This is a genomic window from Streptosporangium sp. NPDC048047, assembly GCF_040653115.1.
Lineage (GTDB): Bacteria > Actinomycetota > Actinomycetes > Streptosporangiales > Streptosporangiaceae > Streptosporangium.
The window spans coordinates 1-12271 of record NZ_JBEZNH010000079.1 but is presented as its reverse complement, the minus strand read 5'-3'; the positions used below and the strand labels follow the sequence as shown (position 1 = coordinate 12271).

16 protein-coding genes are annotated in these 12271 nt (G+C 73.3%); 5 read left to right on the top strand and 11 right to left on the bottom strand.

From position 1 onward, the window contains the following. Positions 1-116: 116 nt before the first annotated feature. From AB0D67_RS36255 to AB0D67_RS36230, 6 genes are all read right to left on the bottom strand, one after another. The gene (locus AB0D67_RS36255; protein ID WP_362946097.1) at positions 117-644 is read right to left on the bottom strand and encodes a TIGR00725 family protein; all 528 of its coding nucleotides are present in this window, start codon (positions 642-644) and stop codon (positions 117-119) included. Between the two features lie 82 nt (positions 645-726). Further along, the gene (locus AB0D67_RS36250) at positions 727-1266 is read right to left on the bottom strand and encodes an AAA family ATPase (RefSeq protein ID WP_362946095.1); all 540 of its coding nucleotides are present in this window, start codon (positions 1264-1266) and stop codon (positions 727-729) included. Positions 1267-1477: 211 nt separating this feature from the next. Continuing rightward, positions 1478-2041, bottom strand: coding sequence for an RICIN domain-containing protein (locus tag AB0D67_RS36245; RefSeq protein ID WP_362946092.1), 564 nt, complete (start codon positions 2039-2041; stop codon positions 1478-1480). A 422-nt stretch (positions 2042-2463) separates the two neighbouring features. After that, positions 2464-2883: a hypothetical protein gene (locus AB0D67_RS36240; protein WP_362946090.1), complete on the bottom strand. Its 420-nt coding sequence runs from the start codon at positions 2881-2883 to the stop codon at positions 2464-2466. Positions 2884-3236: 353 nt separating this feature from the next. Continuing rightward, a complete protein-coding gene (locus AB0D67_RS36235; RefSeq protein WP_362946088.1) occupies positions 3237-3614 on the bottom strand; it encodes a hypothetical protein in 378 nt (125 codons plus the stop codon). 2 nt (positions 3615-3616) lie between these two features. Next, entirely contained in the window at positions 3617-3853 is a 237-nt protein-coding gene (locus AB0D67_RS36230; protein ID WP_362946086.1) for a hypothetical protein, read from the bottom strand. On the opposite strand from AB0D67_RS36230, the gene AB0D67_RS36225 reads away from it, so the two are divergent. Beyond that, a complete protein-coding gene (locus AB0D67_RS36225) occupies positions 3834-4484 on the top strand; it encodes an MOSC domain-containing protein (RefSeq protein WP_362946083.1) in 651 nt (216 codons plus the stop codon). The genes AB0D67_RS36230 and AB0D67_RS36225 overlap by 20 nt on opposite strands. A 102-nt stretch (positions 4485-4586) precedes the next feature. Here the strand turns inward: AB0D67_RS36225 and AB0D67_RS36220 are convergent, their stop codons facing one another. The 4 genes from AB0D67_RS36220 to AB0D67_RS36205 all read right to left on the bottom strand — a co-directional run bounded on the left by AB0D67_RS36220 (position 4587) and on the right by AB0D67_RS36205 (position 6930). Continuing rightward, positions 4587-5072, bottom strand: a complete 486-nt coding sequence (locus AB0D67_RS36220; RefSeq protein WP_362946080.1) for an RICIN domain-containing protein — start codon at positions 5070-5072, stop codon at positions 4587-4589. 405 nt (positions 5073-5477) lie between these two features. Beyond that, positions 5478-5873, bottom strand: a complete 396-nt coding sequence (locus AB0D67_RS36215) for a VOC family protein (protein ID WP_362946078.1) — start codon at positions 5871-5873, stop codon at positions 5478-5480. Positions 5874-5953: 80 nt separating this feature from the next. Continuing rightward, positions 5954-6559, bottom strand: a complete 606-nt coding sequence (locus AB0D67_RS36210; protein WP_362946075.1) for an SRPBCC family protein — start codon at positions 6557-6559, stop codon at positions 5954-5956. Further along, a complete protein-coding gene (locus AB0D67_RS36205; RefSeq protein ID WP_362946072.1) occupies positions 6556-6930 on the bottom strand; it encodes a metalloregulator ArsR/SmtB family transcription factor in 375 nt (124 codons plus the stop codon). The genes AB0D67_RS36210 and AB0D67_RS36205 overlap by 4 nt, the downstream gene beginning before the upstream one ends. A 187-nt stretch (positions 6931-7117) precedes the next feature. Between AB0D67_RS36205 and AB0D67_RS36200 the strand changes: the two genes are divergently transcribed. The 3 genes from AB0D67_RS36200 to AB0D67_RS36190 all read left to right on the top strand — a co-directional run bounded on the left by AB0D67_RS36200 (position 7118) and on the right by AB0D67_RS36190 (position 10843). Then, positions 7118-7966 (top strand): carotenoid biosynthesis protein, encoded by an 849-nt coding sequence (locus tag AB0D67_RS36200; RefSeq protein ID WP_362946069.1) that lies wholly within the window; start codon positions 7118-7120, stop codon positions 7964-7966. Between the two features lie 158 nt (positions 7967-8124). Beyond that, a complete protein-coding gene (gene crtI / locus AB0D67_RS36195; protein WP_362946066.1) occupies positions 8125-9621 on the top strand; it encodes a phytoene desaturase family protein in 1497 nt (498 codons plus the stop codon). A gap of 88 nt (positions 9622-9709) precedes the next feature. Next, the gene (locus tag AB0D67_RS36190) at positions 9710-10843 is read left to right on the top strand and encodes a glycosyltransferase family 2 protein (RefSeq protein WP_362946063.1); all 1134 of its coding nucleotides are present in this window, start codon (positions 9710-9712) and stop codon (positions 10841-10843) included. Here AB0D67_RS36190 and AB0D67_RS36185 read toward each other — a convergent pair. Then, entirely contained in the window at positions 10785-11426 is a 642-nt protein-coding gene (locus AB0D67_RS36185) for a glycerol-3-phosphate acyltransferase (protein WP_362946060.1), read from the bottom strand. The two genes, AB0D67_RS36190 and AB0D67_RS36185, sit on opposite strands and share 59 nt — an antisense overlap. A gap of 40 nt (positions 11427-11466) precedes the next feature. On the opposite strand from AB0D67_RS36185, the gene AB0D67_RS36180 reads away from it, so the two are divergent. Continuing rightward, positions 11467-12126 (top strand): spheroidene monooxygenase, encoded by a 660-nt coding sequence (locus tag AB0D67_RS36180; RefSeq protein WP_362946057.1) that lies wholly within the window; start codon positions 11467-11469, stop codon positions 12124-12126. Positions 12127-12271 lie beyond the last annotated feature (145 nt).

The following is a 12271-nucleotide window of genomic DNA, read 5'->3' as shown; positions in this document are numbered from 1 at the left end:
CGAGAGCCCGGCGATCCTGCGGGGCCGGCGGGTCGGACGATCCAGACGGTACGGGTGGCCGGGGCGGTCCGGTCCGTCGAGTCGTGCGGGTCGAGCGGCCCGGACGGCCGAGGCGGTCAGGCCCACAGGCCGGTGGCCTCCAGCGCCTCCTCCGGGGAGGAGACGTGCCTGACCCCGGGAACCGGCCGCCCCTCGCGGTCAAGGATCCGCCAGCCGCCGAGCTGGACCACGGGGACGCGGCCGTGGCTCATCGCGAGCGCCAGCTCCGACAGCGTCCCCCATGACCCGCCGATGACGATCACGGCGTCGCCCGAGTTGGCGATGACGGCGTTCCGGGCTTCCCCCATGCCGGTCGGGATGACGACGGAGAGGTCCGGATTCGCCTGCTCCCGGTCCGGCCGGGACAGGACGCCGACCACCGTGCCGCCCGCCGAGCGGGCCCCGGCCGCCACCGCGGCCATCACCCCCGTGTAACCGCCGCAGATCACCACCGCGCCGCGCCCGGCCAGCAGCCGGCCGACCTCGCGGGCGTCGGCCTCGTCCTCGTCCGTGCAGTCACGCGGCCCGCACACCGCCACCTGGATCGCCACGATGAAGATCGTCTCACCCCGCCGTCGCCACCGGTCGCCGGACGGATCCACCATCCCGGTCCGGCCCCTTGAGCCGCGCCGCCGTCGAGACGGGCCGCGGCGACGGCTCCACATCCGCCTTCGCCGACTCCAGGTGTCATTCCGAGGTGCCGGATAGGGAATCTCGGCGAGCAGCGCGCAGGTGAGCCATGGCGATCTGCACGTTGCCGGTCAGCGAAGCGGTGGAGTCGAGGACGAGGCGGTCCTCGCACCATGCGTCGAAGTTCGCGCGGCGCGCCTCCACCGACGCCCAGGCCGGCTCGACGAAGCCATCGATGTCGCGCCGGCGACCTTCCAGCCGTCGCCGGTGCAGGGCACGATCGGAGCAGGTCACTTCGATGTGGCACAGCACCGCGCTCCGGCGGCGGGCAAGGCCGCGCCACTGCTCCCGTGCCTCCCGCGCGTCGTTCACCGCGTCGACGATGACCGTCTGCCCGAGCGCGAGAACGTCGGAGGCGAGTGCCTCCACCACGACGTAGGCCGCCAGTCCGGTCGGCTGGCCGCGGTCGATTCCCGCTCGCCACATCGCGGCCTCCACCGGGTCGACCGACAGCACCGGGGCCGGAAGCAGACGGCCCAGTTCCTGGGCGACGGAGCTTTTGCCGGCACCGGGCAAGCCGCTCATCACGATCAGCATGCCCGGAACACTGTCATGGCGCCGCACCTCTGAACGTCATACCCCTGAATCACCCGCCTCCGTGCCTCCCGTCCCTGGTACCCCGGAGGCACGGAACCGACGATGCGCGAGACCGGTCTGTCCTCCCGGCCGCGGGGTCCCGCCGGCGATCCTCGGTGAACGGCCGGGCGGGCGACTCGGGTGTCCGGGCCGCCCACCCTGCCGGCCCGGCTCACATGTAGCGCACGCCCCACATGCGTGAGGGCTGCTTGTCGCAGGTGTACTGGACGGCGGTGCTGCCGTCCGGGCCGATGGTCAGGCACTTGCCGGTCTGTACGTTCTTCAGCTGGTACTGCTGGGCGCCGGCCGCACCCCAGAACATCCAGCGGAACGCGGGGTGGTCCATGCAGGTGTACTGCACGGCGGTGTAGTTGTTGGCGGTGCTGGCGCCTCCGGCGATGGTCAGGCACTTGCCCGTCTGGGCGTTCCGCAGCATGTACTGGCGGGTGCCCGTCGCGTCCGTCATGGTCCACTGGCGGGTCGGGTAGGCGTCGCACTCGTACTGCGCGGCCCGGAGGTTGTCGGTCACGCGCCCGCCGCCGGCGACGGTCAGGCACTTTCCGGTCTGCCCGTTCACCAGCATCCCGGTCAGGGCCGTCGACTGCCGCCCTTCCGGGGAGAGGCCGGTGGCGGGGTCGGTCCGGGCGTGGGCCGCGGCCGGGAGCACCGGGACGAACAGGGCGGCGGCCGTGACGAGGGTCAGGGCGGAGCGGCGGGCTGGGCGGAGAACGGCCATGGGGTTCCTCCCGTGGATGAGCTGGTCGTTTTCGTGGTCACGGCGTTCCGGCCCGCGTCCGTGGACCCGCCGACGGCGCGGCGGCGGAGGTCTCCGGCGGACCGGTGTCCGCGCACGCGGGGAGGCGGGCGCGGGCGCCGGGTACGCGGAACCGGGTCGCCCCGGCCTGCCGGGCCCGGGAGGATGCCCGTGGATCGTGTGGTCGGGCGGCCCCGCAACCGGGCGACGCTCCGTTGTAACACCCGAAGACGATCTTTCAGGTGACGACATGCCGTGACCAGGGCAGACGGGCGAACATGAACCCGGCCGGCGGTCACGGGGCCACCGTGGTGGTCCTGGTCGCCGGGCCGGGGCTCCCGGCTGCGGGATCGGCCGACGCGTTCTCCTCCCGCGCGGCGGCCGACGCCTCTCGCCGGTGCGAGTCACCGACCGCCGATGAAGTATCGGGCGGGAATGAACAGTTCGTGGCCGGTGTCGAAGACCGTCCGAACCCCGGCGGTCGTCCACTCGACCGTCCTGACCGAATCGGCGGACGTCTCGATCTCCACCTGGTGACCGTAGGAGAAGCTCGGATCCCGGCCGGCGACGATCAGGTGTGACTCCCCGAGAAGGGTGCTCCTGCGCACCAGGCCCACCATGTGTTTCGAACCGTCGCTGTAGGCCACGGTGGTCGGCTGGTCACTGCGGTAGACCACCTCGAACCGCGGCCACCACGCCGCGACGAACAGCGCCACACTCAGTATCGCCCCCAGTACGGCACCGAGAACGATCAGCCCGAGGCTCTTCCGCCCGGACCTGTTCGGACGGCTCGGCGGCGCTCCCCCGGCATGGGATGAGATCATCAACGGCCTCCACAGTGGTCGACTACATGGTTCGTCGCTCCCACACGGTGAAAGGTTCACGGGCTGATCCTCCGTCGCGCCCCTTCGGCTGAGCGCGAGGATGCATCGCGGCCTCTCATAGGGGCGATGAGGACGCGTACGGCCGCATCGACCGCGTCCACATCCCCGTGTTGCGGCCCTTCGCAGGGGCGGGGAGGACCTGTCCGCACTACTCCTGGTTCCGTGCGTACTACAGTCGCGACCCCTCATGGGGACGATGAGGACCCGCTCGGCTCCTGGGTTCAGAGGTTCGGCGGAAACGCGAAAGGCCCGCGCCCCCTCGTGCGGGGAGCGCGGGTCTCCGAGGTGGGACTCTAGTGCCGCGCGCCTGCGATGAGGTCGTCGATGATGCGGCGGATGTCGGCCAGCGTGTTGTTCTGGTGGAACAGCACGGCGGCCTCGTCCTCGGTGATGCCCAGGATGTGCCGGGCGCGGTCGGCGACGTAGATGACGCGCTCGCCCTCGTCGATGAAGAGGTCGTCTTCGTCGTCGGTGGACAGGGCCACGAACGTGTCGCAGCCCGGGTCGCCGGGAGCGCTCCAGTTCGCCGTGCCGTACATGGCCACCGTGTGCCCGGCGAAGCACATGGAGGTGCCGCAGTGCCAGTATCTCTGGTTCCACTCCTCGGGGTTGGCCACGATGTGGGCGTAGACCCGCTCCAGGGCGGCGACGTTGAGTGTGGGGAAGGTCATGGTCAACGGTGCTCTCCCGCCTTGGGATCGTTGATGATGCGGGGCAGGTCGCCGAGGGTGTCGGTGCCGCCGAACAGAATGCCGGCCTCCCACCGGGTCCGGCCCAGGATACGCCGAGTGCGATCGGCGATGAAGACGGCGTGCCCCGGGTGATCGATTTCAAGGGATCGGCGGGGAAACGCGTCGCTTCGATACGTGGAGGTCTGTACCGTCGCGCGTATGAAGCTGCTCTCCGTCAACGTCGGCAGGCCCCGGCCCAACCCGTGGAAGGGCCTCGGCGCGACGGGCATCGACAAGCGGCCCGTCGACGGACCGGTCGCCGTCACCGCGCCCGGCCCCAAGGGCACCGGCGAGGTCGGTCTCGCGGGCGACCGCGTCCACGATGTGAAGAATCATGGTGGTTACGACCAGGCCGTCTACGCCTATGCCCGCGAGGATCTCGACGGGTGGGAGGCCGAGCTGGGCAGGCCGCTCACCAACGGCGTCTTCGGGGAGAACCTCACGACCCTCGGCCTCGACGTCAACGGCGCCCTGATCGGCGAACGCTGGCGCATCGGGCCGGACGTGGTCCTGGAGGTGTCATGCGCGCGGATCCCGTGCGCGACGTTCCAGGGGTGGCTGGAGCAGGAGGGCTGGATCAAGCGGTTCACCCGGGCCGCGGTGCCGGGCGCCTATCTGCGGGTGATCGAACCGGGGGACATCCGGGCCTCCGACCCCGTCGAGATCGTGCACCGGCCCGACCACGACGTGACCGTCGCGCTCGTCTTCCGCGCGATGACCCTCGAACCGGACCTGCTGCCGCGGCTGACGGCCGCTGACGCGCTGCCCGAGGAGAGCAGGGACCTGGTCCGCAGACGCACGACGACATAGGCGATCGGTTTCAGGGCGTCCCCGCGCGCATGCGACGAGGGAGCCGGTACGGCGATCGCACCGATCGGCCGTACGACCACCGAACCTTCTGGAATCGATCGTCTAGAGGGCGCCCGTCAGGTTCAGGGTCCAGCGGCGGGAGGGGTGGTCGTCGCAGTCGTACTGCACGGCCGTGACGTTGTTGGCCGTGCTGACGCCTCCGGCGATGGTGAGACACTTGCCGGTGTTGGCGTTGCGCACCTGGTACTGGCCGGTTCCGGTCACGTCGTTGAGGAACCAGCGGCGGGACGGGTGGGTGTCGCAGGTGTACTGCACGGCCTGGACGTTGTTCTCCGCGCTCACGCCGCCGGCGATGGTCAGGCACCTGCCGGTCTGCAGGTTCACCAGCATCACGGTGAGCTGCGCCGGGCGTGCCGCGGCCCCCGCCCCGGTTCCGAGCTCCGTCTCGGTCCCGGTTCCGGCCGCGACAGGAGCGGTGGACACGGTGCCGGCGACGGCGGCCGGGAGCGCCGGGGTCAGGGAGGCCAGGACGGGGAGCGCCGAGGCGAGAAGGGCCGTGGCGGCGAGGGCGCGGCGGTGGACGGTCATGGGTTCCTCCCGTGGACGAGCGGTCGTTTCGTGTGCCGGCCGCGTGTCCGTGTCCGCCGGGAGCACGCTCGCGCGGGGCGGGGAAACGGGCCCGCGTGAGGCCGAGCCGCCCGGGACGCGGGGTCGGGAGGGGCCCCGGCGATCGTGGATCTCGGCGTGGCTGCCCCGCGACAGGGCGACGTCTCTCGTTGTAACAGGTGACGGTGCGCACCCGGTGACGCCATGCCGTACCGGGTGGCGGGCGGGGCCGGCCTGACGGCGACGCACCGGGTCGCGGACGGGGACGGCCCGGCGGCGACGCACCGGGACACGTGGAGAGACGCCCCGGGTCACGCGCCGCACGGCACGACGGCCCGCCGTACCGGAGGAATCCGGTACGGCGGGCCCGCGCGGAAGGGGGTGGAGTCAGGCGAGGTTGAGCTGCCAGGAGACGCCGAAGCGGTCCGCGACCCAGGCGAAGCGCTTGCTGAAGCCGTAGGAGTCGAGCGGCATCATGGTCCCGCCCTTCTCCGACAGCGCCGCGTACAGCCGCTCGATCTCCGCGTCGGAGTCGCACTGGACGTACAGCGAGACCGCCGGGGTGAAGGTGAAGGCGTGCGCCGTCGGGCTGTCGATGGCCATGTACTCCTGGCCCGCCAGGCTGAACGTGGCGTGCTGCACGGTGCCCTCCTTGCCGGGGCCCTCGGAGCCGTAGCGGGTGATGTCGAGGATCTCCGCGTCGTCGAACAGCGAGATGTAGAACGTCATCGCCTCCTCGGCGGCGCCTTCGAACATCAGGAAGGTGGTGATCTTCTGCGTCATCGGGTCGAACTCCTCATGGGTGTCGGCGAGCCGCCGTCCGGCGGACTCGGGGTCTGGCGCCTGAGCTTCCGGGACGTCTCTCAGGGGGTGTAGAAGGCGATGGTCCGTTCGGCCGCCGCCGCGGCCTCCTCCTCGGTGGCTCCGGCGGCACGGTGGGCCTCGCCCCACGCTCGGCCACTGGCCGCGATGAAGGCCGCGCCCTCGGGACTGCGGCCGAAGCCCTCGGGATCCGAGACCGGCTCGCCCGTCCGCAGGTGCAGGACCAGGCCCAGCAGCGCCAGGTCCCAGCCGAGGCCGACGGCTCCGGGGCCGTACCGGTCCCACATCTCCGGCGGGACGGCGGCGGTGTGGCGCAGTTCCAGCCGCGTGGCGTCGCCGTCCTCGGCCAGCCGTACCTCGACCTCCGAGGTTGCGCCGCCGAAGACCCAGGTGAGCCTCAGGTGGCGGGGCGGCTCGCAGGCGAGGATCTCGCCGCCGGCGTTGCCCTGGATCTGGTAGTGGCCGCCTTCCCGCAGGTCGCCGGTGACCGGGGAGAACCAGCGGGCGATGCGGTCGGCGGTGGTGATGACGTCCCAGACGTCCTTGACCTCGGCGTCGTAGCGGCGCCGGACCAGGATCGCCTTGGTCTCGCCGTCGGCTCCCACCTCCCGGTGGGCGAGGCCGACCTCGTCGATGATGTCCTTCATCGGTTCTCCTCGTGTCCGGTGGGATCTTCGGGGCCGTCTGCGGCACGGCGCCGCTCGCGTCTGCCGCGGGCCAGTTCGGTCGCCAGCGCGTCGAGGCGCTGCTCCCAGAACCGGCGGAAGGGCTCCAGCCACATGTCGACCTCCCGCAGCGGCGCCGCTTCGACGGCGTACAGCCGCCTGGTGCCCTCGGCCCGCACCCTGGCGAAGCCGTTGTCACGCAGCACCCGGAGGTGCTGGGAGACGGCCGGCTGGGAGATCCCGTACTCGTCTCTGATCACGGCGGTCACCTCGCCGGAGCTCAGCTCGCCGTCGGCCAGCAGCTCCAGGATCCGGCGCCGGACCGGGTCCCCGAGGACGTCGAATGCGTGCACGCGACAATGATTCAGCCAACGCTTATATAAGTCAAGCCGTATGCTCTGGTCTCTCCGACGGTTGCGGGCCCGGTCCTGTCGCGCCGGAGGAACCGCCTGGCCCGGAGGCGATCATTTTCCGTTCCCGAAAAGTGAATCTGACCCGGGGCCGCCGCTCGAATGACCCTGCATGGGGCACAGCCAACAGGTGAACAGGGGAAGATCCGGTCTCGGCGCGGTGAACGGCGACGCGGTGGAGGAGGCGAAGCCCACCGGGAAGGACGGACCGCTCACGGGTGGTCCACGGGCGCTCGGTCTGCTCGGCTGCGCCCTGCTCCTGGTGATGATCGCCGCCCAGGTCGCGTCCGGGCTCCAGCCGCGGCCGATCCTGTTGACCAGCGTGGTGGTGCTCCTGCTGGCGGCGAGCGCCGTGGCCTTCGCGGGAAGGGCGCACACCTTCCCGAGGGCTCTCACGGCGTTCGCCGCCGCGGTCGTGACCGGGTACGCCGCCGAATGGATCGGCATCCGGACCGGCCTGCCGTTCGGCGCCTACCACTACACCGGCGTGCTGCGGCCGCAGCTCGGCTCGGTGCCGGTCATCGTGGCGCTGGCCTGGGGCGGCATGGGGCTGGCGGCCCACGCGACGGCCGCGGCGATCTTCCCGGCGGCGACGGCGTACGGCAGGGCCGCGCGGGTCGCCGCGGGGGCGGCGGCGCTGACCGCCTGGGACCTGTTCCTCGACCCGCAGATGCTCCGGCTGGGCCTGTGGGTGTGGCACGACGGCGGGCCGTACCGGGGAATCCCGCTGAGCAACTTCGTCGGCTGGCTGCTGGTGTCGGCGCTGGTCATGGTGCTGATCGACGTCATCGTGGCCGACCCGGCGGCGCGGAGCACAGGGCTGCGGTCCGTCTACGCGGTGATGGCGTTCATGGAGACCGTCGGGTTCGCGGCGGTGTTCGACCCTCCCGACCGGCTGGTGGCGGTGACCGGAGGGGCGTGCATGGGCGTGTTCGCCGTACTGGCGTGGTGGCGCGGACGCCGGGCCGGACCGGCGTGACATCCCGGGGACCGGCCCGCGAAGGGGACGTTCCAGGGCTCGCCCGTGAACGTGGAGAGAACGGGGACCCGGAGCAGGCGGCGGCCGGGAAAGCCCGCGAAGGGAACGGGATCCGGAAGAGGACCGGCGGAGAGCACGGAAGGGCGGCGGGAGCGGCGGTGAACGCGGAAAGGGCGGCCGGGGTGGCGGGAACGGCGGAGCGGGCGGCCGAGGTGGTCGTGGTCGGCGGCGGCGTCGGCGGCATGGTGTCGGCGCTGCTGCTGGCCCGGCGCGGGCACCGGGTCCGGCTGTACGAACAGCGGGACCGGCTGGGCGGCAAGCTGGCCGAGCACGTCCGGGACGGCTTCACCTTCTCGATCGGCCCGTCCCTGCTGACGCTGCCGGAGGTGTTCACCGGTCTCGGCCTGGAGCTGGACCTGGTCGAGTTGGACGAGCTGTGCCGCTACCGGTTCGCCGACGGCTCGACGCTGTCGGCCCGGCGCGACCCGGGCCGGATGGCGGCGGAGGTGGACCGGCTGGCCCCGGGCGAGGGCCGCAACTGGATGGCCTTCCACGACTGGGCGCGGGGCTGCTTCGAGGCGGCCCGGCGGGCGTTCTTCGCCGGCCCGCTCCTCCCCTCCTGGCCGCCGGTCCGGCCGCCGTCCGGCGGGGCCCGCCTGTCGGACCTGACGGCGGTCGCGCCGGGCCGTACGGTGGCCGGGCTGGCCCGGCGGTTCTTCGCCGACCCCCGGATGCGCCAGTACGTCGGCCGCTACGCGACCTACGCGGGCTCCAGCCCCTACCGGGCCCCGGCGGCGCTGGCCTGCATCCCGGGGATCGAGCACGGCGAGGGCGGCTGGTACGTCCCGGGCGGGCTGCCCCGCATCGCCGACGCGCTGGCCGCGTTGCTGGACAAGGCGGGCGTGGAGGTCCGTCTCGGCGCCGAGGTCCTCGACGTGCTGGACGACGGCACGCGGGTCACGGGCGTACGGCTGGCCTCCGGCGAGCGGGACCGCGCCGACGTGGTGGTGGCCAACACCGACGCGGCGGCGCTGTACGGGCGGCTGATGCCGGACCGGCGGCGGCTGCGGCGCGTCGCCCGGCTGGGCACGTCGTCGTCGGCGTTCCTGCTGCTGGCGGGGGTGGAGGGCCGGACCGAAGGGCTGGCGCACCACTCCGTCGTCTTCTCCGCCGACTACGAGCGGGAGTTCGGCGACATCTTCGACCGGCGGGTGCCGCCCGCCGACCCGACCGTCTACATCGGCTGCTCGGCGGTGGACGACCCGGCGCAGGCGCCGGAGGGCGCGGAGAACTGGACGATGCTGGTCAACGTCCCGGCCCGCGATCCGGGCCGGTGGCCCATGACGCCGGAGGCGTACCGCGACCTGGTGCTGGAGCGGCTGGCCGCCCGGGGGTACGACCTGTCGGGACGGCTGCGGTTCGTGGACCTGTTCACCCCGGCCGACCTGCGGGAACGCTACGGCTACTGGGGCGGGTCGATCTACGGCGGCGCCTACTCCGGGCGGCTGTCCACCTTCCGCCGGCCCGGCAACCGGGGGCCGCGGCGCGGCCTGTACCTGGTCGGCGGTTCGGCGCATCCGGGCGGCGGGCTGCCGCTGGTGGCGATGGGCGGGCGCATCGTCGCCTCCCTGGTGGAGGAGGACTTCCCCTGTTGAGCGTCGTGCCGAAAGTGACGGCCGAAGCCGTTCCGGGGGCCGTTCCGGGAGTCATGCCGGGAACGGCCGTATCGAAGGGATTCGCCGGATGAGGCTTCTCACCGCGGCGCAGGCCGCGGCCGCGTTGGTCGTCGCGGTGCGGCTGGCGCGGGGACGTGACCGGCTCCCCCCGCTGGCGCCCGTCGCCGAGGCCGCCGGGCGGATCTCGGTGGTGATCCCCGCCCGCGACGAGGAGCACCGCCTCGGCCCCTGTCTCGCGGCGGTGCTGGCCGACCCGGCCGTGGCGGAGGTGATCGTCGTCGACGACGAGTCGGCCGACGGCACGGCGCGGCTGGCCGCCGGGATGGGGGCGAAGGTCGTCGCGGGCGAGCCGCTGCCCGCGGGCTGGGTGGGGAAGCAGTGGGCGCTGCGGCAGGGCGTCCGGGCGGCCTCCGGAGACGTCGTGGTGACCCTCGACGCCGACGCCCGGCCGGGGCCGGGCCTGTTCGGCGCGCTGTCGGCCGAGCTGGACCGCTACGACCTGGTCAGCGTGGGCCCGAGGTTCGTCTGCGACGGGGTCGCCGAGCAGGCGCTGCACGCGTCGTTCCTGGCGACGCTGGTCTACCGGCTCGGTCCCGTCGGCCCGTCCGCTCCCCCGCCGCCGCATCGCGTGATGGCCAACGGCCAGTGCATGGCCTTCCGCCGTACGGCGATGCTGGCGGCGGACGGGTTCGCCCGGGTGCGCGGGCACATGACCGACGACGTGGCGCTGGCCCGCGAGCTGGCGACCGGCGGCTGGTCGGTGGGGTTCCTGGACGCCGGGGGCCTGCTGGAGGTGGACATGCACTCCTCGGCGGCGGAGGTGTGGCGGGAGTGGGGGCGGTCGCTGCCGCTGCACGACGTCACCTCTCCCGGGCGGCGGGCCGCCGACCTGGCCGTGGTGTGGCTGACCGCGGCGCTGCCGGTGCTGCGGCTGGCGGCCGGGCGGCCGACCCGGCTGGACGCGGGGCTGCTGGCCGTACGGCTGCTGCTGACCGGGGCGCTGCGCGGCAGTTACGTACGGCCGGGGCCGGGCGTGCCGCTGTCTCCGCTGCTGGACCCGCTGGCGGCATTGCGGCTGACTCGGGCGACGCTGCGGCCGGTGCGCCGCTGGCGGGGCCGCGTCTACCCGGACGGCGCCGGGGTCACGTCGACCGGGGCGACCGTTCCGCCCGAGACGCCTGGCCGAAGCGCAGGCCGATGAGGCACATCAGCGCCCCGGTGGCCGCGACGTACCCGACCGGGGCGAGCAGGAGCTGCAGCACCGGCAGGCCGAACACGCCGACCCGCGCGCCGGCGGCGAAGGACCGGGTGACGAGGGTCGTCACGACCAGGGCCGCGACGCCGAGCAGGAACGCGGGCGGGCAGATCACCGCGAAGCCGCCCGCGAAGGTGAGAATGGACCGGCCGCCCCGGAATCCGGCGAACACCGGCCAGGCGTGGCCGGTCATCGCGGCGGCCACCGCGAGGTACACCGGCAGGACGCCGCCGCCGGTCACCCCGCCGGGCCAGGTGAGCGGCCATCCGGTGACCGCCAGGGCGAGCAGCCCGGCGAGGGCGCCCTTGAGCATGTCACCGGCGAAGACCGGCACCGCGGCCCGCCGTCCCAGCAGTTCCATGACGTTCCAGAAGCCGGGGTTCCGGTCGCCCGCCTCCCGGGGGTCGAGGCCGTGCGCCCGGGTGACGAGCACCGCGACCGGCACCGAGCCGAGAAGGTAGCCGCCGATGACCGAGACGAGCACCGCGAGCGCGATGGGCAGGCCGGGCGAGCCGGGCGGAGGAGTCATCGCTTCTTTCCATCTCACGAGATATGCGGATATAGGCGCTATGAAGTACATGGCGTTCGACCGTCCGGCGCTGGGGCGCACCCCCGGGCTGGTGTTCTGGCGGCTGCTGGGGACGGGCCGGGGCACGTCGATGAGCCTGGGCGCCGACCTGCGCCGCTGGGCGATGCTGGCGGTCTGGCGGGAGGAGGAGGCCCTGGACGGCTTCCTGACCGGCTCGCCCGTGGCGGCGCGCTGGCGAGCGGAGGCGCTGGAGTCGTGGGGGGTACGGCTCCGGCCGCTGTCGTCGCGCGGCCGGTGGGGCGGAACCGACCCGTTCGGCCTCCCACCCGTGACCGCCCCGGGCCGGCAGGACGGTACGCCGGTCGCGGTGCTGACCCGGGCGGCGATCCGGCCCTCCCGGCTGGTGGCGTTCTACCGGTCGGTCCCCCGGGTGGACCGCCTGCTGGCCGATCAGGAAGAATGCCTGGCCTCGGTCGGCGTCGGCGAGTGGCCGCTGGCCCGGCAGGCGACGTTCTCCCTGTGGCGGGACGCGGACGCGGTGCGCGACTTCGCCTACCGGGGGGCCGCCCACCGGAAGGTGATCGGGCGGACGCGGGCTGAGAACTGGTACTCGGAGGAGCTGTTCGCCCGGTTCGCCCCGTACGGCAGCGAGGGCACCTGGAACGGTGTAGACCCCCTGGCCGGGCCCGACGGTCCCTGAGATCCGGCCCGGACCGTGGGGCGCCCCTTTCCGGCCACCGGCCACCCCTGACGGGAGGCGGGGGGGGGGGGGGGGGGCGCGGTACTAGGCGCACCACCCCGCGCGCGGCGGGCGGGGCGCGGGCGCGCCCCGCCCCGCGGCGCGC

Coding starts and splice junctions, on each gene's coding strand:
- AB0D67_RS36255 (WP_362946097.1), bottom strand. CDS start 644: ATGGTGGATCCGTCCGGCGACCGGTGGCGACGGCGGGGTGAGACGATC.
- AB0D67_RS36250 (WP_362946095.1), bottom strand. CDS start 1,266: ATGCTGATCGTGATGAGCGGCTTGCCCGGTGCCGGCAAAAGCTCCGTC.
- AB0D67_RS36245 (WP_362946092.1), bottom strand. CDS start 2,041: ATGGCCGTTCTCCGCCCAGCCCGCCGCTCCGCCCTGACCCTCGTCACG.
- AB0D67_RS36240 (WP_362946090.1), bottom strand. CDS start 2,883: ATGATCTCATCCCATGCCGGGGGAGCGCCGCCGAGCCGTCCGAACAGG.
- AB0D67_RS36235 (WP_362946088.1), bottom strand. CDS start 3,614: ATGACCTTCCCCACACTCAACGTCGCCGCCCTGGAGCGGGTCTACGCC.
- AB0D67_RS36225 (WP_362946083.1), top strand. CDS start 3,834: ATGAAGCTGCTCTCCGTCAACGTCGGCAGGCCCCGGCCCAACCCGTGG.
- AB0D67_RS36220 (WP_362946080.1), bottom strand. CDS start 5,072: ATGACCGTCCACCGCCGCGCCCTCGCCGCCACGGCCCTTCTCGCCTCG.
- AB0D67_RS36215 (WP_362946078.1), bottom strand. CDS start 5,873: ATGACGCAGAAGATCACCACCTTCCTGATGTTCGAAGGCGCCGCCGAG.
- AB0D67_RS36210 (WP_362946075.1), bottom strand. CDS start 6,559: ATGAAGGACATCATCGACGAGGTCGGCCTCGCCCACCGGGAGGTGGGA.
- AB0D67_RS36190 (WP_362946063.1), top strand. CDS start 9,710: ATGAGGCTTCTCACCGCGGCGCAGGCCGCGGCCGCGTTGGTCGTCGCG.
- AB0D67_RS36185 (WP_362946060.1), bottom strand. CDS start 11,426: ATGACTCCTCCGCCCGGCTCGCCCGGCCTGCCCATCGCGCTCGCGGTG.
- AB0D67_RS36180 (WP_362946057.1), top strand. CDS start 11,467: ATGAAGTACATGGCGTTCGACCGTCCGGCGCTGGGGCGCACCCCCGGG.